The organism is Mesorhizobium sp. PAMC28654 (assembly GCF_020616515.1).
Lineage (GTDB): Bacteria > Pseudomonadota > Alphaproteobacteria > Rhizobiales > Rhizobiaceae > Mesorhizobium.
This window is the reverse complement of record NZ_CP085135.1, coordinates 6,399,737-6,418,148: the sequence shown is the minus strand read 5'-3', so window position 1 is coordinate 6,418,148 and position 18,412 is coordinate 6,399,737. Positions and strand designations below refer to the sequence as shown.

18 protein-coding genes are annotated in these 18,412 nt (G+C 64.1%); 10 read left to right on the top strand and 8 right to left on the bottom strand.

What is annotated here, in order from left to right; genetic code table 11:
* The first annotated feature begins 12 nt into the window (after nucleotides 1-12).
* From LGH82_RS31855 to LGH82_RS31810, 10 genes are all read left to right on the top strand, one after another.
* Nucleotides 13-780: an SDR family oxidoreductase gene (locus LGH82_RS31855; protein ID WP_227346491.1), complete on the top strand. Its 768-nt coding sequence runs from the start codon at nucleotides 13-15 to the stop codon at nucleotides 778-780.
* Nucleotides 781-998: 218 nt separating this feature from the next.
* Entirely contained in the window at nucleotides 999-1,826 is an 828-nt protein-coding gene (locus tag LGH82_RS31850; protein WP_227346490.1) for a helix-turn-helix domain-containing protein, read from the top strand.
* 118 nt (nucleotides 1,827-1,944) lie between these two features.
* Complete coding sequence (locus LGH82_RS31845; RefSeq protein WP_227346489.1) at nucleotides 1,945-2,388, top strand: SRPBCC family protein; 444 nt, start codon at nucleotides 1,945-1,947, stop codon at nucleotides 2,386-2,388.
* Nucleotides 2,389-2,399: 11 nt separating this feature from the next.
* Entirely contained in the window at nucleotides 2,400-3,194 is a 795-nt protein-coding gene (locus LGH82_RS31840; protein WP_227346488.1) for an FAD binding domain-containing protein, read from the top strand.
* A 60-nt stretch (nucleotides 3,195-3,254) separates the two neighbouring features.
* On the top strand, nucleotides 3,255-3,737 hold the full coding sequence (locus LGH82_RS31835) for a (2Fe-2S)-binding protein (protein WP_227346487.1): 483 nt from the start codon (nucleotides 3,255-3,257) through the stop codon (nucleotides 3,735-3,737).
* Between the two features lie 9 nt (nucleotides 3,738-3,746).
* Nucleotides 3,747-5,114: a xanthine dehydrogenase family protein molybdopterin-binding subunit gene (locus tag LGH82_RS33430; RefSeq protein ID WP_264484350.1), complete on the top strand. Its 1,368-nt coding sequence runs from the start codon at nucleotides 3,747-3,749 to the stop codon at nucleotides 5,112-5,114.
* A 1-nt stretch (nucleotide 5,115) separates the two neighbouring features.
* A complete protein-coding gene (locus tag LGH82_RS33425; protein WP_264484349.1) occupies nucleotides 5,116-6,120 on the top strand; it encodes a xanthine dehydrogenase family protein molybdopterin-binding subunit in 1,005 nt (334 codons plus the stop codon).
* Between the two features lie 4 nt (nucleotides 6,121-6,124).
* Nucleotides 6,125-7,006, top strand: coding sequence for an AAA family ATPase (locus tag LGH82_RS31820; RefSeq protein ID WP_227346486.1), 882 nt, complete (start codon nucleotides 6,125-6,127; stop codon nucleotides 7,004-7,006).
* Between the two features lie 125 nt (nucleotides 7,007-7,131).
* Entirely contained in the window at nucleotides 7,132-8,208 is a 1,077-nt protein-coding gene (locus LGH82_RS31815) for a vWA domain-containing protein (protein WP_227349739.1), read from the top strand.
* A complete protein-coding gene (locus LGH82_RS31810) occupies nucleotides 8,208-9,095 on the top strand; it encodes an amidohydrolase family protein (RefSeq protein WP_227346484.1) in 888 nt (295 codons plus the stop codon). The genes LGH82_RS31815 and LGH82_RS31810 overlap by 1 nt, the downstream gene beginning before the upstream one ends.
* 10 nt (nucleotides 9,096-9,105) lie before the next feature.
* Here the strand turns inward: LGH82_RS31810 and LGH82_RS31805 are convergent, their stop codons facing one another.
* The 8 genes from LGH82_RS31805 to LGH82_RS31770 form a co-directional block, all read right to left on the bottom strand.
* The gene (locus tag LGH82_RS31805; protein WP_227346483.1) at nucleotides 9,106-9,513 is read right to left on the bottom strand and encodes a carboxymuconolactone decarboxylase family protein; all 408 of its coding nucleotides are present in this window, start codon (nucleotides 9,511-9,513) and stop codon (nucleotides 9,106-9,108) included.
* A gap of 256 nt (nucleotides 9,514-9,769) precedes the next feature.
* Nucleotides 9,770-11,266, bottom strand: coding sequence for a sugar ABC transporter ATP-binding protein (locus LGH82_RS31800; RefSeq protein WP_227346481.1), 1,497 nt, complete (start codon nucleotides 11,264-11,266; stop codon nucleotides 9,770-9,772).
* A complete protein-coding gene (locus LGH82_RS31795; RefSeq protein ID WP_227346479.1) occupies nucleotides 11,266-12,321 on the bottom strand; it encodes a hypothetical protein in 1,056 nt (351 codons plus the stop codon). Before LGH82_RS31795 ends, LGH82_RS31800 begins: the two co-directional genes overlap by 1 nt.
* Nucleotides 12,318-14,441, bottom strand: coding sequence for an ABC transporter permease (locus tag LGH82_RS31790; RefSeq protein ID WP_227346478.1), 2,124 nt, complete (start codon nucleotides 14,439-14,441; stop codon nucleotides 12,318-12,320). Before LGH82_RS31790 ends, LGH82_RS31795 begins: the two co-directional genes overlap by 4 nt.
* Nucleotides 14,442-14,519: 78 nt before the next feature.
* A complete protein-coding gene (locus LGH82_RS31785) occupies nucleotides 14,520-15,545 on the bottom strand; it encodes a sugar ABC transporter substrate-binding protein (RefSeq protein ID WP_227346477.1) in 1,026 nt (341 codons plus the stop codon).
* Between the two features lie 62 nt (nucleotides 15,546-15,607).
* Nucleotides 15,608-16,594 (bottom strand): ABC transporter permease, encoded by a 987-nt coding sequence (locus tag LGH82_RS31780; RefSeq protein ID WP_227346476.1) that lies wholly within the window; start codon nucleotides 16,592-16,594, stop codon nucleotides 15,608-15,610.
* Nucleotides 16,595-16,664: 70 nt separating this feature from the next.
* Nucleotides 16,665-16,829 carry a hypothetical protein gene (locus LGH82_RS31775; RefSeq protein WP_227346475.1) on the bottom strand — a complete coding sequence of 55 codons (165 nt, stop codon included), beginning with the start codon at nucleotides 16,827-16,829 and terminating at the stop codon, nucleotides 16,665-16,667.
* A gap of 37 nt (nucleotides 16,830-16,866) precedes the next feature.
* Nucleotides 16,867-18,303, bottom strand: a complete 1,437-nt coding sequence (locus tag LGH82_RS31770; RefSeq protein ID WP_227346474.1) for a DHA2 family efflux MFS transporter permease subunit — start codon at nucleotides 18,301-18,303, stop codon at nucleotides 16,867-16,869.
* Between the last annotated feature and the right edge of the window lie 109 nt (nucleotides 18,304-18,412).

The following is an 18,412-nucleotide window of genomic DNA, read 5'->3' as shown; positions in this document are numbered from 1 at the left end:
CGGTATGATGTGATGACGAACTCCCTGTTCAGCCTCGATGGGCGGCTGGCGCTGGTGACCGGCTCCGGCCAGGGCATTGGCCTTGCGATGGCGCGCGGCCTCGCTGAACACGGCGCGAGCGTGGTGCTCAACGGCCGCGATCCAGCCAAGGTTGACGGCGCCGTGGCGAGGCTGCGCGATGCCGGCTTCAACGCGCATGCCTCGGTCTTCGATGTGACCGATTTTCACGCGGTTAACGCCGACGTTGCCCGCATCGAGGCAGAGATCGGCGCCATCGACATCCTCGTCAACAATGCCGGCATACAATTCCGCGCCCCGCTCGAGGATTTTCCCGAAGAGCAGTGGGAGCGCCTGTTCAAGACCAATGTCTCCGGCGCCTTCCACGCCGGCAAGGCGGTCGCCCGCCACATGATCGCGCGCGGCAAGGGCAAGATCATCAACATCGGCTCGGTGCAGAGCGAACTGGCCCGGCCGAACATCGCGCCCTACACCGCGACCAAGGGGGCGATCCGTAACCTGACCCGGGGCATGTGCGCCGACTGGGCCAGGCACGGTCTGCAGATCAACGCGATCGCGCCCGGCTATTTCCGCACCGAGATGAACCAGGCGCTGGTCGACAATCCCGAGTTTTCCAGCTGGCTGGAAAAGCGCACGCCAGCCGGCCGCTGGGGCAATGTCGACGAACTGATCGGCGCCGCCGTGTTCCTCGCCTCCGACGCATCGTCCTTCGTCAACGGCCATACTCTCTATGTCGATGGCGGCATGACAGCTTCGGTGTGAGCGGTGGCCTCCCCTTCTCCCACAAGGGGAGCACGGGAAGTCGCACTGCCGCGGCAACCGTTATTCGTTTCAGTGCCTATCGCTCAGTCTGAAAATCCACTTTCTCGGCCCCGCAAGACGCACCCGTCTAGGCCCGCGCCTTGACGCGACCCCAGACTGGGCCACACAATCCCCTTTGCAGGCGAAGGGAGGCCAGTCGCCTGCGGGAGGATATACCCATGACGGAAGCGATCAGGCTCTACTGGGGCCGGTTCGGACATGTTTCTGTCCTGAATGTCGCAAGCGACTTCGTCACCCATGCCCATGTCGAGGCACATCTGATCATCTGGCTCGAAGGCACGGCCGGCGAAATGACCATTGGTCGCGAGACGGTTCGGCTTGGACCCTGCACCGCCGCCGGCATCAACTCGCTCCAGCCACACAGCCACGTGCTGTCGCGGGACGGCAAGTCCGGACTGTTCCTCGCCTTCTACATCGATCCGGACTGGGCGAGGCGCCGCCGCGACCTGCCCTCCTCCGCGCCGCTGTTTTCACAGGCCGCAATCACGCTGGAGCCGTGGCTGCACCAGGCGGCCGCCAGCCTGCTCGACCATCTGACCGACAATGAAAGCGTCGACGATGTCGCGAATTACGAGATCGAGCGTTTCGTCGACAGCGCGCTCGATGCCGCCGACGCTTCGGCGCCTCAGGAAGTGCGGATCCGCATAAACACCATGCAGGATTTCCGCGTCCGCAAGGCGATCCAACTGATGAGGGCCAATGTCTGCGAGCGCATCTCGTTCGACGACGTGGCGCGCAGCGTCGGCCTGTCGCGGCCGCATTTCTTCGCGCTATTCAAGGAACAGACCAATCTCACGCCCAATGTCTACTGGAACACGCTGCGCATGGAGGAAGCGGTGCGGCAGTTGCAGTGGTCTCGGGAGCCGCTGATCTCGGTCGCCTGCAATCTCGGCTTCACCACGCAGGGCAATTTCTCGCGCTTCTTCCGCGACCATGTCGGCGTGCCGCCGACGCTCTATCGCGAGGCCGCGCGGGCGATCGCCTGAGCGGGCCTGCCGGGCTGCTTTTTCAGACTCCTTGATACGCGCCCAAGACGCATTGATAAGCGTCGCCCGGATCACCGCCCTACCCTTGCCGCAACGATCATTCGCAAGGGAACATCATATGGCTGATATCACCATCTCCAGCGTCATCGATGCGCCGGTCGAAAAAGTCTGGGCGCGCATACGCGACTTCAACGGCCTGCCGGGCTGGCATCCGCGCATGGTGGAAAGCCATATCGAGGACGGCAAGGACGCATCAACCATCGGTTGCGTGCGCAATTTCCAGCTCGCCAGCGGGGCGCGCATCCGTGAAAAGCTGCTCGATTTCTCCGACGACAATTTCCTTGTCAGCTACTCCATCCTTGAGACGCCGCAGCCTCTGACAAACCACAAGGCAACGCTGCGGCTCCGCCGCGTCAGCGATGGCGACCGCACATATGCCGAATGGACCGCGAGCTTCGACGCCGCGCCCGAGGAAGCCGACAAGCTGGCCGCGGGCATGGGCACCAATGTCTTCCAGGGCGGCTTCAACGCCCTGAAAGACTATTTCGCCGGACAGGGCTGAAGGAGCGGGCCATGGCGCTGGCACTTCGGACTTTTGCAACAGTGAAGGACGCCAACACGGCGCTGAGATCGACCGGCACGCGCTATCTCGGCGGCGGCACGCTGGTGGTGCGCGCCGCCAATGAAGGCGATGTCTCGGTCTCCGGCCTCGTCCGCTCGACCGACCCGGCCCTGTCGGCCATCGAGGTCGCCGGCGGCAAGGCCCGCATCGGCGCTTCGGTGACCATGGCGGCGATCGCTGGCCATCCGGGCCTCGGCGCACTCGCCAAGGCCGCGCGCGCCGTCGGCGGCCCGGCGATCCGCAACATGGCGACCGTCGGCGGCAATCTGTTCGCGCCCGCGCCCTATGGGGACTTCGCCGTCGCGTTGCTGGCGCTGGACGCCACGGTGAGCACCGATGATGGCGAGTTGCCGATCGAGATCTTTCTCGCCAACAGGAATGACAGCCGCGCCATCGTCACTTCGGTCAGCTTCACGCTGCAAAAGGCCGAGGGCTTCCGCTTCCTGAAAGTGTCGCGGGTCAAACCCAAGGGCGTCTCCGTGCTCAGCATCGCCGCCGTGCTCGAACGGGCCGGTGACGGCACCGTGTCCTCGGCGCGGATCGCGCTCGGCTGCATGGCCGACCGCTCGATGCGCGCCAAGGCTGCGGAAAAGGTGCTGCTGGGCAGGACGCTTGACCGGCACGGTATCGCGGCAGCGCTGGCCGCCGCGGGTCAAGGCACGTCGCCCATCACCGACCCGATCGCCAGCGCCTGGTATCGCGCGGAAGTCCTGCCGGTCCATCTCGGCCGGCTGCTGCTTAGCTGAAACATCCATCGGGGGGCGCGCGTCTGTCCGATCCGTCGGGCAGGCGCGCAAGGAGGAAGAATGGCAAAGGTTCCCGTCCAATTCACGCTCAACGGTTCTGAAAAGGCCGAGTTCGTTGACAGCGGTACGACGCTGCTGAATGCCTTGCGCGATAAGATCGGTGACACCTCGCCGAAAGGCGGCTGCCATCAAGGCACCTGCGGCGCCTGCTCGGTCATCATCAATGGCGAGCTCCGGCTATCCTGCCTGACCTTGGCCGAGACCTGCAATGGCGCGGCCATCACCACGACATCGGGCATTGCCGAAGGCGGCGTGCTGCATCCACTGCAGCGCGCTTTCCTCGACACCTTCGCCACGCAATGCGGCTTCTGCACGCCGGGCATGATCATCGCCGCCAAGGTGCTGCTCGACCACACGCCCAATCCCAGCCGCGACGAGGTGATCGAGGCGCTGTCGGGCAATATCTGCCGCTGCACCGGTTACGAGCCGATCATCCAGGCGGTGCTGCTTGCAGCCCGCGCCAACTCGCAGAACGCGGCCTGAGGGATTAAAATGGAACTGCGCAAGAGCTACTTCGCCGATGTCCGCAAGGACGATCTGCATGAGATCGGCCAGCCCAGGCCGCGTTCGGACTCGCCTGGCCACGTCACCGGCAAGACCGCCTATTTCGCCGACCGCAACTTTCCCGGCATGCTGCATCTGAAGATGGTGCGCAGCCCGCATCACCATGCCCGCATCCGCTCGATCGACACGTCCGAGGCCGAAAAGCATCCGGGCGTGGTGAAAATCCTCACCGCCAAGGACGTGCCGCACAATGTCTACACCATCCTGATCCTGATCCAGGTCGGGCCGGAAGACGAGACCGTGCTGGCCGACGGCAAGGTGCGCTGGAAGGGCGAGGCCGTGGTGGCGGTGCTGGCCGAGACCGAGCGCGCCGCCCAGGAGGCGGCCGCCAAGGTCAAGGTCGACTACGAAGTGCTGCCGGCGGTCTTCGACATGGAGGAGGCGCTGAAGCCCGGCGCGCCGCTGGTCAACGAATATCACGGCCAGAACTACTACCTGTATGACAGCGGCGAGTGCCGCAAGGTGCGCTTCGGCGATGTCGAGGCGGTCTTTGCCGAGGCCGATCACTTGCTGGAGCAGAGCTACCAGTCCTCGCCCATCGAGCACGCGCCGACCGAGACCACCGGCTGCGTGGTGATGCCCGAGGGTAATGACCGCTTCACCTGCTACACCAACACGCAGGCGATGTTCTTCACGCTCGACAACACCTCGATCATACTGCAAATGCCGGGCAGCAAGCTGCATTTCGTCGGCGGCACGGTCGGCGGCGGCTTTGGCGGCAAGGTCGACGTCATCGTCGAGCCGATCGCCATTCTTGGCGCCAAGCTCACCGGCCGCCCGGTCTCCTTCGTCTACAGCCGCGAGGAGGAGATGCAGATCTCCTCGCCGCGCGCCGCCGAAAAGGTCGTCATCAAGGACGGCGTCATGAAGGACGGCCGCATCATCGCACGCAAAGTCACCGGCTATACCGATGCGGGCGCCTATTCGCGCCACTCGCCCTATGGCGCCCAGAAGGGCGCGGGCCACTATCCCGGCCCCTACACCATCCCGTACGTCTGGATCGACACTTACTGCGTCTACACCAACCGCACGCCGTCTTCCGCCATGCGCGGCTTCGGCGTCACCATCGGCGACTTCGCGCTGGAAGTGCAGATGGATAAGCTGGCCCGGCTGATCGGCATGGACCCGCTCGAATTCCGCTTCATCAACGCCTATCGCGACGGCGACATGAAAGCGCATCGCCAGCCGACAGAGGGGGCAGCGCTCATCGAATGCATGCAGGAAGCCTCGCGCGCCGCCAACTGGCCGGTGGCCAAGAAATACATGGCGATGTCGTCCTACGTGAAGGGAGCTTGAGATGGCGATCCGGCGTGGACGCGGCGTTGCCGCGATAAACTATCCCACGGGCATGAATCTCGGCGGCGACCCGACCCAGGCGCTGGTGCATTCGACGCCAACCGGCAATTTCATGGTGACGCTGTCCTCGGTCGATCTCGGCCAGGGCATGAAGCAGATCATGGCGCAAATCTGCGCCGAGACGATCGGCGTGCCCACCGACCGCGTCGTCGTCGATACCGCCGACACCGACACCGGCCCGCACTGCATGGGCACATTCGCCTCGCGCGGCACGCACCGCGCCGGCAATGCTGTTATCCAGGCGGCGAAGGAAGCCCGCCAGGTGATGCTGGAAGTGGCGGCGGAAGAGCTGGAAGTGAATGCCTCCGACCTCGAGACCGACGGCCAAGGCAACATTCTGGTCAAGGGCGCGCCGCAGAAGTCGATCTCGATCTTCGATGTCGCACTATCCGCGCATTTCAAGCGCGGCCGCTCGATCTCCGGTCGGGGCATGTTCCTCATTCCACGCTCCTATCCGGAGAAGGAGACCGGCGCGATGAAGCCGTCGACCTGCTACGCGCATGCCTGCACCGTGGCCGAGGTCGAGGTCGACGACGAGACCGGCGAAGTCACCGTGCTGACGGTGAAGAACGTGTTCGAAATCGGCCGTGCGCTCAACCCGAAGATGGTGGAGCAGCAACTGGTCGGCGGTTCGTGGATGGGCATCAGCCACGCGCTCTACGAAACGACCGAGCCCTACTATCCCAACCGCGATCATGGCGGCACCGACTTCAACCAGTACCTGATGCCGGGGCCCGGCGATCTCGCCGAAACCGAAATCATCGTGCTGGAGCGGCCCTCGGCCGACGGTCCCTATGGCGCCAAGGGGCCTGGCGAAATGTGCGCCAACCCGCAGATCCCCGCCGTTGCCAATGCCGTCTTCGACGCGGTGGGCGTGCGTATCGATACACTGCCGATCACGCCGGAACGCATTCTGCGCGCGCTCAAGGCGCAAGCGGCGCACTGAGGAAATGCCCGGGATGAACGCCGAGACATCAACGACCTCGCCGGAGGCGGTGGCGCAGCATCTCGCCGCCTCGCGCTATCTGGCCGATGACAGCCTGGCAACCGCCATCTTCCTGGCGATCCGGCTGGGCAAGCCGCTGCTGCTCGAGGGCGCGCCGGGCGTCGGCAAGACGGAAGCGGCCAAGGCGATCGCTGAAATGCTTGGCCGTGATCTGGTGCGGCTGCAATGTTACGAAGGCATCGACGCGGCGCACGCGCTTTACGAGTGGAATTATCAGCGCCAACTGCTCGCCATCCGCCATGCCGGCGATCAGGAGATCGACATCTATGACGACCGCTTCCTGATCGCCCGGCCGCTGCTGCAGGTGTTGAGGGCACCTGCGCAGCGCGTGCTTCTGGTCGACGAGATCGACCGCTCGGACCATGAATTCGAGGCGCTGCTGCTGGAATTCCTCTCCGATTTCCAGATCAGTATTCCCGAGCGCGGCACCATCCGCGCCACCGCCCAGCCGATCGTCATCCTGACCTCGAACCGCACCCGCGAACTCGCCGAAGCTCTCCGGCGGCGCTGCGTCTATCACTGGATCGGCTATCCCAACGCCGAGCGCGAGGCTCATATCATCATGCTGCGTGTCGGCGATGTCGCTGAAACCACCGCGCGCGCTGTGGCGGCAGCAGTGCAGACCATCCGCGCCCGCCCCTTGGCCAAGCCGCCCGGCATCGCCGAGGCGGTCGAATGGGCCAACGCCGCAACCATTCTGGAAAAGGGCGGCAGCCCGTGGCCGGAAGCCTTCCGCCGCGCCATCGGCGTGTTGATCAAGGACGAGGAGGATTTATCCTACATCGCGCCGGAGCTTGGCCGCATCGTCGAGGAGGCGCTGGCGTGACGCGCGACCTCAACAATCGGGCGTCGGCGCTGCCCCTCACCTGCCTGCCGGCATCCTCTCCCCGTGAACGGGGAGAGAAGAGCTTGCCCCGCGCCGCTGCACCCTTCCTCGGCTTCGGCCGCCTGCTGCGCCGCTACGGCTTTGCCGTCGCGCCCGAGCAAGTCTCCGGCTTCATGCAGGCTGTGACGCTGCTCGGGCCGCGCTCGATGGCCGACATCCGTGAGGCAGCCCTTGCCACGCTGGCGCCGACGCCCGATCGCCGCGGCGAATTCGAAGCGCATTTCCAGAGCCATTTCTACGGCAGCACATCCGCCGTGGTCGAAGGCGACGCCGACAAGGAAACCCGCATCAAGGATGATGGTGGCGCCGACGAAGAGCGGATCGAAGCCGAACAACAAGAAGAAGGCGGCGAACTATCCTCGGCCCTGGAGCAGTTGAGCGCACGCGACTTCGAGCGCGACGACGATGGGCTGACCGCCTTTCGCCGGAAACTGTCGTCGGCCCTGCCCGCCCGTCGTTCCTTCCGCACAGTGCGGACGCACTCACGCGGCAAGCTCGATCTGCGCCGCTCGCTGCGCGAAATCGTCAGCGCCGATGGCGACGTTCCCTCGCCGCGGCTGCGCCGCCGCCAGACCGTGCCGCGCAAGCTGCTGCTGCTCATCGATGTCTCCGGCTCGATGAAGCTGCACACATCCGATTACCTCAAGCTGGCGCATGCCACTGTGCAAGGCGCGGTCCGAGCCGAGATCTTCACCTTCGGCACGCGGCTCACCCGCATCACCACGGCATTGCGCATCCGCGACCGCGACCAGGCGCTGGCGCGTGCGGCGGCCCAGGTCGACGACTGGGACGGCGGCACCCGCATGGGGCCGACGCTGCTCGCCTTCCTCTCGGTGCCGCGCTTCTCGTCCCTCGCACGCGGAGCCGCAATCGTCATCCTCTCCGACGCGCTGGAGCGCGGCGACCATGCCGAACTCGAAACGGCCATGCGACGGCTGAGCGCCCGCGCCTTCCGCTTGTCGCTGGCCACACCCTTGGCCGGCGATCCGCGCTTCCGCCCAGCAACGGCGGCGCTCACCGCCATCCTGCCGGTGCTCGACGATCTCGTCGACGGCTCGTCGCTGGCCGGCCTGACCGATTTCATCCTGTCGCTCGCCCGCTCGGCCCCAGCGGCGGCGACAATCTGGAGGGGGATTTCGTGATGCAGAAAGCCATCGACTCGCATTTTCACATCTGGCGCCAGCGGGATCAGCCCTGGCTGGTCGGACCCATGGTGCCGCGCATCTTCGGCCCCTACGAGCCGATCCGCCGCGATTATCCGATTGGGGAGTTCCTCGAAGACCAGAAGGGCTCGGGCGTCGAGAAGGCCGTCTATGTCCAGACCAACTGGGCGAATGAAGACTTTGAGAAGGAAGTCGCCTACCTGCAGAAGACGGCGGACGAGACTGGCTGGCCGCATGCCATCGTCGGCTATGCCGACATGACCGTGGATGACGTGCGCCATCAGATCGACCGGCTCAAAAAATATCCTCTGTTGCGTGGCGTGCGCATGCAGTTGCACTGGCACGAGACGCCGGCCTTCCGCTTTGCCGCTTCACCCGACCAGGTCATCGACCCCAAAGTGCGCGCCAATGTCGCCCGCCTGAAAGACTACGGCCTGTCCTTCGACCTGCAACTCTTTCCCGCCCAGATGAAGGATGGCCTGACACTGGTCGGCGAGAACCCCGAAACCAATTTCGTCCTCACCCATGCCGGCATGCTGACCGGCATGGAGCCCGAGACCACCGAAGCCTGGAAGGCCGGCCTGCGCGCTCTCTCCGCCGCGCCCAATCTTTACGCCAAGCTGTCCGGCCTTGGCACCTTCGTCCACCGCAACGACCCGGTACTGATTGCCTACATCGTCGACAACGCGATCGATATTCTGGGCTCGGACCACCTGATGTTCGGTTCGAACTTCCCGATCGAGAAATTGTGGACCAACCATGCCGAACTGATCAAGGCGCATCGCGATGCAGTGGACAAGCATGGCGCGCCGGCGGTGGCGGACATTTTCTGGAACACGACGGAGAGAGTTTATAGACCCGCGTAGTGCGGCGCGCTCACTTCACCTCGAACTGCGGATCGACCGGAATCTGCAGCGCCGTCACCATATGGTTGGTCTGCCCGGCCAGCCCGATGATCGACACCAACTCGCCATGCTGCGCATCGGTCATGCCCTTGGCCCGCGCCGCCGCCGTGTGCGAGTGGACGCAGTAGGAGCAGCCATTGGCGGTCGACACCGCGATGTAGATCATCTCCTTGGTCAGCGGGTCGATGGCGCTGTCGGCCACCATCACCGCCTTCAGCTGTTCCCAGGTCCGCTTCAGCGAGGCCGGATCGTTGGCCAGCCCACGCCAGAAATTGTTGACGAAATCCGATTTGCGCGTCGCGCGGATGTCGTCGAACACGGCCTTCACGGCGGGGATTTTCTCGACCTCGGCATCGCTCAGGAGTCTCGTGGTGGCCATGCGTTTTCCCTTCGTTTCTTGATGCCAGATAATTGAATCGGACGCTGAGCAGCTACCGCTAATCCATTCACTTAATTCGCATATTCGCCCTTTCACGCTGCAGACGGCATCGCCACGGTGTATCGAGATTCAGGTCAGGCCGAGTCGAAAACGGCGGGTTCCGAGAACCGGAGCGGAGCGTACTTTTCGTACGTGAGCACCGGAAGCGCAGGAAGCCGTCGTTTGCAGGCCGGCCTCACCTGAATATCGACACACCCTAGTGCACCGCCGCGTACATGATCTTCTCCTCCGTCGCCTCCGCCGGTGAAAACTCCTCGACGATCCGGCCCTGCCGGCAGACCAGGATGCGGTCGGACAGGTTCATGATCTCCGGCAGGTAGGACGAGATGACGACGACGGCCAGCCCCTCGTCGGCCAGCCCGTTGATGATCTGGTGGATCTCGGCGATCGCGCCGACATCGACGCCGCGCGTCGGCTCGTCGAAGATGACGATGCGCGGCTTTTGCACCAGCCCCTTGCCGATCACCACCTTCTGCTGGTTGCCGCCGGAAAGCTCGACCACGCGCGCATTGTCGTTGATCGCCTTGATGTTCAGCGTCTTCGTCCATTCGGCTGAGAGCTGCCGCATCTCCTGCTGGTTGATCACCCAGGCCTTCTCATGGCCGGCCGCCAGCAGCCCGCCGAACAGGTTCTCGGCTACACCCATCGTCTCGAAAATGCCTTCGCTCTTGCGGTCCTCGGTGACGTAGACGATGCCATCGGCCACCGCTTCGCTCGGCACCAGATAGCGCACCGGCTTGTCGTCCAGTTCGATGGCGCCGCCGCGCAGGAAATCGCGCTTGTAGATGCCGGAGACGATCTTGAAGGTCTCGGTGCGGCCGGAGCCGATCAGCCCGAACACCCCGGTGATCTGGCCCTCGAAGATCGAAAACGATGTGTTGCGCACGACGTTGCTCATAGAAATGTCCTGCACCGACAGCACCTTCCGGCCCGCCTTGCGCAGCTTGGCCTCGTCTCGCTGCTGGTAGAGCTGCCCCGACAGCGTCCGCCCGACCATGGCGGCGACGATCCTATCGCGATCGAAGGCTGACGAGTCGTCGGTGATCACCAGTTCGCCATCGCGCAGGATGGTGATGCGGTCGGCGATGCCAAGCGCCTCTTCCAGCGCGTGGCTGATGAAGACGATGGAGACACCGCTGGCCTTCAGCCGACGGATCAACGCGAAGAAGTGCCGCTTCTCCTCCGGCGTCAGCGTCGCCGTCGGTTCATCGAAGATGATGATCTCGGCATTGTGGTGGACGGCGCGGGCAATCTCGACCATCTGCCGCTTGGCCGCACCCAGCGTCGCCACCATGGCGTTCGGGTCGACCGCAAAATTCAGTGACTGCAGGAACTGCTGCGCCGAAATGTAGGTGCCGCGCAGCCGGTTGAGGAACTTTTCGGTGCCGAGATAGAGATTCTGCGCCACCGTCATCGAGGGCACCAGGCTGGTCTCCTGGAACACCATGGCAATGCCTGCTTCGAGCGCGGCATGCGGTGATGCGTAGGCGATCTCCCGGCCCTTGTGGAACATCTTGCCGGACGTGGCGTCGACCACACCGGCGATGATCTTGGTGAGCGTCGATTTGCCGGCGCCATTCTCGCCGAGCAGCGCGTGGATCTCACCCTTGCGCAGCTCAAAGGTGACGTTCTTCACCGCCGGCACGCCGCGATAATTCTTGGTGACGTTTTCCAGGCGAACGATCGCTTCCATCACAAACCTCCCGATGCGAGGTCGACAGCTAGGACGCGGTCGCCACCCCTGGAGGCGATGAACAACCGGCCGTCCTTTTCCGCCACGCTGCAGATGCCGTGACGCGTGCCGTTGGCGCGGCTGTGCAGGCTGAATTGCGGCTGCATTTTTGGGTCGAGCCTGACCACCAGCCCGTAGGAGCGGCTTGGCGACCATGGCTTGTGGATGCCCATGGTGCGGATGCCGCCGCATTGCAGCGGCTCGAGGAAACTGCGGTTGGAAGCCAGCGCCGGCGCGATCCAGTAGGCCGGCGGCACCTGATCGATCATGTCCTGCCGGTACTGCGTTTCCTGCAGCACGAATTCGATCAGCCGGTTGCGCGGCGCAAACAAGCTCAGCCACGCCCCGCCATCACTGGCCGGCGACAGCCGCGCCGGATAGCCGGGCAGATGCGTCAACACCGTCGAACGATTGCCGGTCGCGCCATCGAAACGCACGAGTTGATGGCGCCAGCTTTCGCTGACCAGCACATCCCGCCCCATGGGATGAAGACCGTAAGGGAATGCGATGTCGCCAGCGATCTTCTGGAAGCGAATCTCGGCGGGTCCGCATCTCCATAGCGAACCGGAAGCCCCCTTCTTCATCAGGTCGGCGGTCCATTGCGACGGGGCGTGCTCAGCCGAACCATTGGCCAGCCACAGCGCGCCATCATCGGCATAGGCGAGTGCGGTGATGCAGGAGATCCCGGCCGGCAGCGAAACCTCCTTGCCTGCGATCAGCAGTTTGCCGCTTTCGATCCCGACCACCAGTTCGCTCGATGGCGACAAAACCAGCGCCGTGACCGAGGACGAAAAGGTCTCGACCACGGCAGGCTCCGCGCCGGCTTTGATCGCGTAGATGACGTTGCCGCTGGAAGCGAGCAGACGGCCATTGGCAACCAGTAGATTGTCGGGCTCGGCCAGGCTGGCGAAAGCCGGCGCATCATCCAGCCGCGTGTTGGGGCGGAAGGCGCCGTCGAGCGGCGGGATGGTGACGGCCTTGCCGCGAAACATATCGAGGATCGGATCGAGGATCATGACTTTGCCCCCCAGTAGGAAGCAGGGCTGGTCCAGTTGGGGTCGGCGCCGGCAATCTTGTAGCGGCCGATGCGGTTGTTGAGGATGCCGCCGACGAACAGATATCCCTTGTGCTCGCGCATCGAGGTGACCATCGGATGCGCGCCGCCGGAGAGGTCTCCCATCGCCTCGACGATGCCGCCGGTCTCGTTGAACTTCACCACACCACCGGTGTTGATGTTGGGAAACAGCCATTCGTCCTGCGGCAGACGCCGCGTCATGCGCTTGCGCATGTCGGGGTGGCGCAGCGACAGGTCGAAGCTCGGCGTTCGCATGCCCAGCCACGCCATCCAGTAATTGCCGTCGGATGCCCGATTGATGTTGTCGGGATAGCCCGGCATGTCGCGGATGACGCATTCGGCGGTGCCAGCCTTCGGCCCTTCCAGCCAATAGCGGTGCACGCGGCAGGCCCAGCTTTCGGCGAAGAACAGCGATTTGCCGTCATGCGCCATGCAGACACCGTTGGTGTAGCGGTAGCCGTCGAGCAGCGTTTTCGTCGAACCGTCCTTCGGGTCGTAGACCAGCAGCCGGCCGGTGGCGCGGTTCTCGATCGAGTCCAGCGCCCAATCGTGGGCGTCATAGCGCTTGGTCGAGTCGGTAAAGTAGATGCGGCCGTCGGGCGCGATGTCGCAATCATTGGGATCACGCAGCCGCGCGTCGTCGACGATTGACGTCCAGGAGCGCGATGTCTCGGCCGACAGGCGTTTTACGTCCCGCTCCGGCGACACCGAATAGAGCCCCATTGCGCCGACGCAGCTGATCAGATTGCCCGATCTGTCGAAGGCCAAGCCCAGCGGGAAGCCGCCGATATGGGCAAAGACTTCCGATTTCACATAGTCCGGCGCGAAGAAGCGGACGATCTCGCCATGGCGGGTGCCGCAGTAGAGATTGTCGTCGCGGTCGAGGATGACGTCTTCCGGCCCTTCCAGTTCGCCAAGCCCGATATGGTCGGCCGCCGACAGCCTGTTGTCGAGTTCATAGGGCGTGCCCGAGCCGGGTGCGGCCGACTGCGTTGCGCCCATCTTGAGATAGACCGGCGCGACATAGACCTCGTTCAGCACCTTGTGGCGGTTCTTCAGCCAGCGAATGTCGATGGTGACCGCCACCGCCAGCATGATGCCCAGCACCATCTGGTTGGTGCCGGTGCCGTAACCCAGCCGGATCAGCCCGTTGGTCATGGTGAGCACGATTATCGCACCCATCAGCCCCTTGATCACCGAGCCGCGTCCGCCGCCGAGGCTGACGCCGCCGACCACCGCCGCTGTCAGCGCCATGATCTCAAGGTTGAGGCCGGTGCCCGGTCCTGCCCCGCTCAAGCGGCAGGCGATGAGGAAGCCGCCGATCGAAGCGCAGAAACCGGAGAAGACATAGGTCATGAACACGGTGCGGCGCACGCGGATGCCTGCATTGTGGGCCGAGCGGCGGGAGCCGCCGACCGCCAGCACATGCCAGCCGGGCCGCGAGCGCGTCAGCGCGATATGGGTGACGATGGCCAGGATGATCGCCAGCCAGACCGAGACGGAGAGCCCCCAGAACGTGCTGTCGCCGATGAAGTCGAGCACTTTGGAAGTGGCTGTCGAAAGCTGCACATCGGCGGCATAGGTGGTGACCAGGATATCGAACAGCGCCCGCCCGAAGATGAAGGTGACCAGCGTGGTAAGGAAGGCGCGCAGCCGCAGGTAGCCGACGAGGTAGCCGTTGATGGCGCCGAAGATGAGGCCTGTGGCGAGCGATGCCGCCAGCGCCAGCCATATCGACTGTTCGAGGATGAAGAAGACATAGACGGCGGAAAAGCAGGACAGCGCGAAGATCGAGCCGACCGACAGGTCGATGCCGCCGCCCAGCATCACCACCGTCATGCCGGTGACGACCATGGAGAATTCGCCGAGCTGGCGCGTCGATTCCTGCAGCGCCGTCAGCTTGAAGAAGCCGGGAATGATCGAGCCGAAGGTTGCCAGCGTCGCCACCAGCGCCAGGAACGGGATGGCGTTGTCGGTCCAGCGCTTGGTCAGAATCTCGCCGACGACATGGTCGGGCACGAGATTGTAGCGCCAGGACTTGAGGCGTTCGCGAAAGGACATCGGCTGCTGCTATTTCAAGAGAAAGAGGCGGCCGGACAATCCGGCCACCCCGTTGATATCGGTCCTGGGGCGTGCGGTTTACTTCGCCGCCGCTTCGGCCTGCAGCGCCTTCAGGTCCCAGCAGCTGTCGGGCTTGAGGTCGGCCTTCGTCGTCGCCTTCTCCAGCGTGTAGATGTAGGTGTGAGACGTGCCGGCCGGCTGGCCGCTCTGCAGAAGGAACTTGATGATGGCGTTCATGTCGCCCGACTGGCGGGCAAGATCGGTCATGACAACTGCGCCATAGGTGCCGTCAGCGAGCTTGTCGCAATCAGCAGCCTTTTCACCGCCGCCGGTGGTGACCAGAAACACCTTGCCGTCGAGCTTGGCGTCGCGGATCGCCGCGGAAGCGCCGGTGGCATCACCATCCCAGAAATCGATGATGGCGCAAATGTCCGGGTTCTGCTGCAGCATCGTCGTCGTCACGTTGCGCGACGTCGTTGCATCCCAATTGGAGTCGGGCTTGGCGACAACCTTGAAGTCGGGATTCTTGTCCAGCACCTTCATGATGCCGGCATACTGGTAGAGGCTGGAAGAGTTCGCCTGGTCACCCTGCACCAATCCGATCTTCTTCGACGAATTCGGGCCGCAGCCCTTGATCGCCGCTTCGGCCTCGAGCTGGCCAAGCCGGTCCCAGTCGCTGCCGACAAAGGCATCGGCGGGGAAGTTGGCGGGATTGTCGACCAGCATGACATAGGTGCCGGCGGCCTGCGCCTTCTTCATCAGCTTGGAATAGGAGTTGAGGTCAGGTGCGTGGATGATCAGCACGTCCGGCCTGGTGTCCGAGGAGATGGCATCGGTGATCGCCTGCGCGCCGGCATCGACCACCCAGTTCGGGTCGCGCGTCTCGAACACGCCGCCCCAGCCCTCGACTTCCTTCTTCAGATAATGCGACCAGCCCTGTGCGAGATCGAAGCCCATCGCCAGCGGCACCAGCATGACGCGCTTGCCCTTGAGTGCCTGCGCGTAGGCGGCCGGGCCCGGATCGTCGGCGGCGAAGGTTGGCGCCACGAAGGCGGTGACGGCAAGCGCCGTGGCCGCTGCCATCAATGTCCTGATCAGTTTCATGTCGGATCCTCTGGTTCGATTTTCATTGCCGGCCGCCCAGGATGGAACGGACCGGGTACCCCCTAAATGTCGCCCTGCTGGGCAGTCTGCTCGTCACGCGGGTTGATGATGCCGTCGACGATGATGGCGCCGAGCAGGATCGCAGCCTTGATCAGGTTTTGATAAAGCAGCGGAATGTCGATGATGGTCATGGCGTTGAGCAGGATGCCGATCAGCGCCGCGCCCACCAGCACGTTGCGCACCCCTCCCCGCCCGCCGGAAAGCCCGATGCCGCCGATCACCGCCACCAGCACGATGTCGTAGAGCAACGTGGAATTGACGACGCGCGTGTTGATCGAATGCAGGCTGGCGGCGGTCAGCAGGCCGGCGACCAGCGAGACGACGGCTGACACCACATAGCGCAGCACCAGCATCGGTCGCACGGGAATGCCGATGTTGCGCGCCGCGACCGGATTGTCGCCGGCGAAATAGATGTAGCGGCCCCATTTCGTGTAGCGCAGGAACAGGAAGAAGACGAAGGCCAAGCCCGCGAAGACGAAGACCTCGATGGGAATATCGAGGAAACGCAGGCCGCCCAGAAGCTCGACCCAATGCCCTTCGGGAACCGGCACCGCATCCTGCGTGATCAGCTGCGAGCGCACATAGCCGAAGACGAAGGAACCGGTGGCCAGTGTCACGAAGATCGCGGGCACATCGGCATAGGCGACGAGGAAGCCATTGAGCAGCCCGATGGCCAGAACGCCGGCCAGCACATAGGCGAAGGCCAGCCCATCAGGCGTCCCGGTATTCAGGAGCTGCAGGTACCAGGCGACCGACATCGCCATGATCGCCACCGCCGACAGGTCGATACCCCGGCCGATGATGACGACGGCCATGCCGAGCGCCAGTATGCCCAGCACCGACACCGAGCGCACGATGGCGACGAGGTTGTTGGGATCGATGAAGCCGGGCAAGCGTATTGCCGCGGCAACGAACAGAACCACCGCGATGGCAAAGACAATGCCTTCCTGGTTCAGGCGCCTCAAACTTGGCCAGCCGCTCATGTTCATTGCTGATGTCTTTCACCCCGATGGCAGCGCTGCCATCCGGATGAAAGCTAATCGGCGCAACGCCGGTTCGTCAAATGAATCCGCGTTCAACAGGCCCGGCGCGCGGCGATATTCCGGGGGTGGCCGGATTGATTACCGGAACTGGCGCAATGCCCGGAAAATCCAGCACTTTTGGCAATTGGTTGCGCGGATCGCACGCCTCGCGAAAGCTTCGCTCCATGGCCAGGGCAAGCAATGGGATTTGTCTCCGCATTATCAGCAGAAATCCGATTTCAATTCCTTGGGCTGTGGCCGGAAACCTCGGCCCCGGCGTGCCGTGGCAGTACCATAAAGCGGAACGATGTGACCAGGCCGATGGCGCCGATGACCAGGAAGGCGATTCGGAAATCGACGAGATCGAGCGCCGGCTGCGCCCTGGCTATCTGCGACAGGTTGAGGATCGCCGCCGCCACCGCCACGCCGAACAGCATCGCCACCTGCTGCAGCATCGAGGACAGTGTCGCCGCCGAGCTGCGCTGCTCAGCGGCGATGTCGGCGAAGGCCAGCGTGTTGAGCGCGGTGAACTGCATCGAACGCGACAGGCCGGCGATCAGCAGCAGCGCCAACACCAGCGGCTGCGGCGTCTGCGGCGAGACCGCACCGCAGGCCATGATCGACGCGGAAGCGATGACGCCGTTGACGACCATCACCGAGCGAAAGCCGAAGCGCCGCAGCGTCGGCGTCGTCACCACCTTCATGCCGAGATTGCCGAGGAAATAGGCCAGGATCATCATGCCGGCATCGACAGGACTCAGGCCAAATCCGACCTGGAACAGCAGCGGCAGCAGGAACGGCGTGGCGTTGATCGCCACCCGGAAGATGGTGCCGGCGGCAAGTGTCGAGATGGCGAAGGTCAGCACCTTGAACGGTGACAGGTCGAGCAGCGGATGCCGGGCAACAGCCAGATGGCGTACCGCCAGCCAGCCGATGACGATACCGCCGGCGATCAGCAGCAGTGTCGGCAGGATGCCGTCCTCCGGATGCGCGATCCGTTCGAGGCCGTAGAGCAGCAGGGCGAGGCCCAGCGACGTGAGAAAGAACCCTGGCCAGTCGAGCGGCTTGGGGTCGGCCTCGCGGTCACCGGGGATGAAGCGCGCGACCAGCGCCAGTCCGGCCAGCCCAAGCGGGATGTTGATGAAGAAGTTCCAGTGCCAGGACAGATAGGTGGTGATGAAGCCGCCCAGCACCGGCCCGATCACCGGCGCGAACAGCGCCGGCCAGGTGATCAGCGCGGTGGCGTTGAGCAGCTCGGATTTCGATGCATTGCGCAGCACCAGGATGCGGCCGACCGGCGTCATCAGCGCACTGCCCAGGCCCTGCACCGCGCGTGCGGCCACGAACTCCGTCAGGTTCTGCGAGAAGCCACAGGCGAGCGAGGCCAGCGTGAACATGGCGATGGCCACAAGGAAGATGTTGCGCGCACCGTAGCGGTCCGCGAGCCAGCCCGACAGCGGCACGAACACCGCCATGGTCAGCATGTAGACGGTGATGCCGATGCTCATCGCCACCGCCGGCACGCCGAAAGACTGCCCCATCTGCGGCAGCGAGGTGGATATGATCGTCGAATCCAGGAACTGCATGAAGAAGGCGATGGCGACGATCAACGCCACCCGCCGCACATTCGCCGCATCGGGCTTCGAAAAGGCTTCTTTTTTTGGCGTGACGTTCATGGGATGGATGGTCCAAGGGCTTCCGTGGCGCCAATGCCGGAATGGTCGGCGGGCGACGACGAACCGGTTTGAACAGCATTCGACAGGAGCCGTCCAGACAACGGATCAA

Coding starts and splice junctions, on each gene's coding strand:
- LGH82_RS31855 (WP_227346491.1), top strand. CDS start 13: ATGACGAACTCCCTGTTCAGCCTCGATGGGCGGCTGGCGCTGGTGACC.
- LGH82_RS31850 (WP_227346490.1), top strand. CDS start 999: ATGACGGAAGCGATCAGGCTCTACTGGGGCCGGTTCGGACATGTTTCT.
- LGH82_RS31845 (WP_227346489.1), top strand. CDS start 1,945: ATGGCTGATATCACCATCTCCAGCGTCATCGATGCGCCGGTCGAAAAA.
- LGH82_RS31840 (WP_227346488.1), top strand. CDS start 2,400: ATGGCGCTGGCACTTCGGACTTTTGCAACAGTGAAGGACGCCAACACG.
- LGH82_RS31835 (WP_227346487.1), top strand. CDS start 3,255: ATGGCAAAGGTTCCCGTCCAATTCACGCTCAACGGTTCTGAAAAGGCC.
- LGH82_RS33430 (WP_264484350.1), top strand. CDS start 3,747: ATGGAACTGCGCAAGAGCTACTTCGCCGATGTCCGCAAGGACGATCTG.
- LGH82_RS33425 (WP_264484349.1), top strand. CDS start 5,116: ATGGCGATCCGGCGTGGACGCGGCGTTGCCGCGATAAACTATCCCACG.
- LGH82_RS31820 (WP_227346486.1), top strand. CDS start 6,125: ATGCCCGGGATGAACGCCGAGACATCAACGACCTCGCCGGAGGCGGTG.
- LGH82_RS31810 (WP_227346484.1), top strand. CDS start 8,208: ATGCAGAAAGCCATCGACTCGCATTTTCACATCTGGCGCCAGCGGGAT.
- LGH82_RS31805 (WP_227346483.1), bottom strand. CDS start 9,513: ATGGCCACCACGAGACTCCTGAGCGATGCCGAGGTCGAGAAAATCCCC.
- LGH82_RS31800 (WP_227346481.1), bottom strand. CDS start 11,266: ATGGAAGCGATCGTTCGCCTGGAAAACGTCACCAAGAATTATCGCGGC.
- LGH82_RS31795 (WP_227346479.1), bottom strand. CDS start 12,321: ATGATCCTCGATCCGATCCTCGATATGTTTCGCGGCAAGGCCGTCACC.
- LGH82_RS31790 (WP_227346478.1), bottom strand. CDS start 14,441: ATGTCCTTTCGCGAACGCCTCAAGTCCTGGCGCTACAATCTCGTGCCC.
- LGH82_RS31785 (WP_227346477.1), bottom strand. CDS start 15,545: ATGAAACTGATCAGGACATTGATGGCAGCGGCCACGGCGCTTGCCGTC.
- LGH82_RS31780 (WP_227346476.1), bottom strand. CDS start 16,594: ATGAACATGAGCGGCTGGCCAAGTTTGAGGCGCCTGAACCAGGAAGGC.
- LGH82_RS31770 (WP_227346474.1), bottom strand. CDS start 18,303: ATGAACGTCACGCCAAAAAAAGAAGCCTTTTCGAAGCCCGATGCGGCG.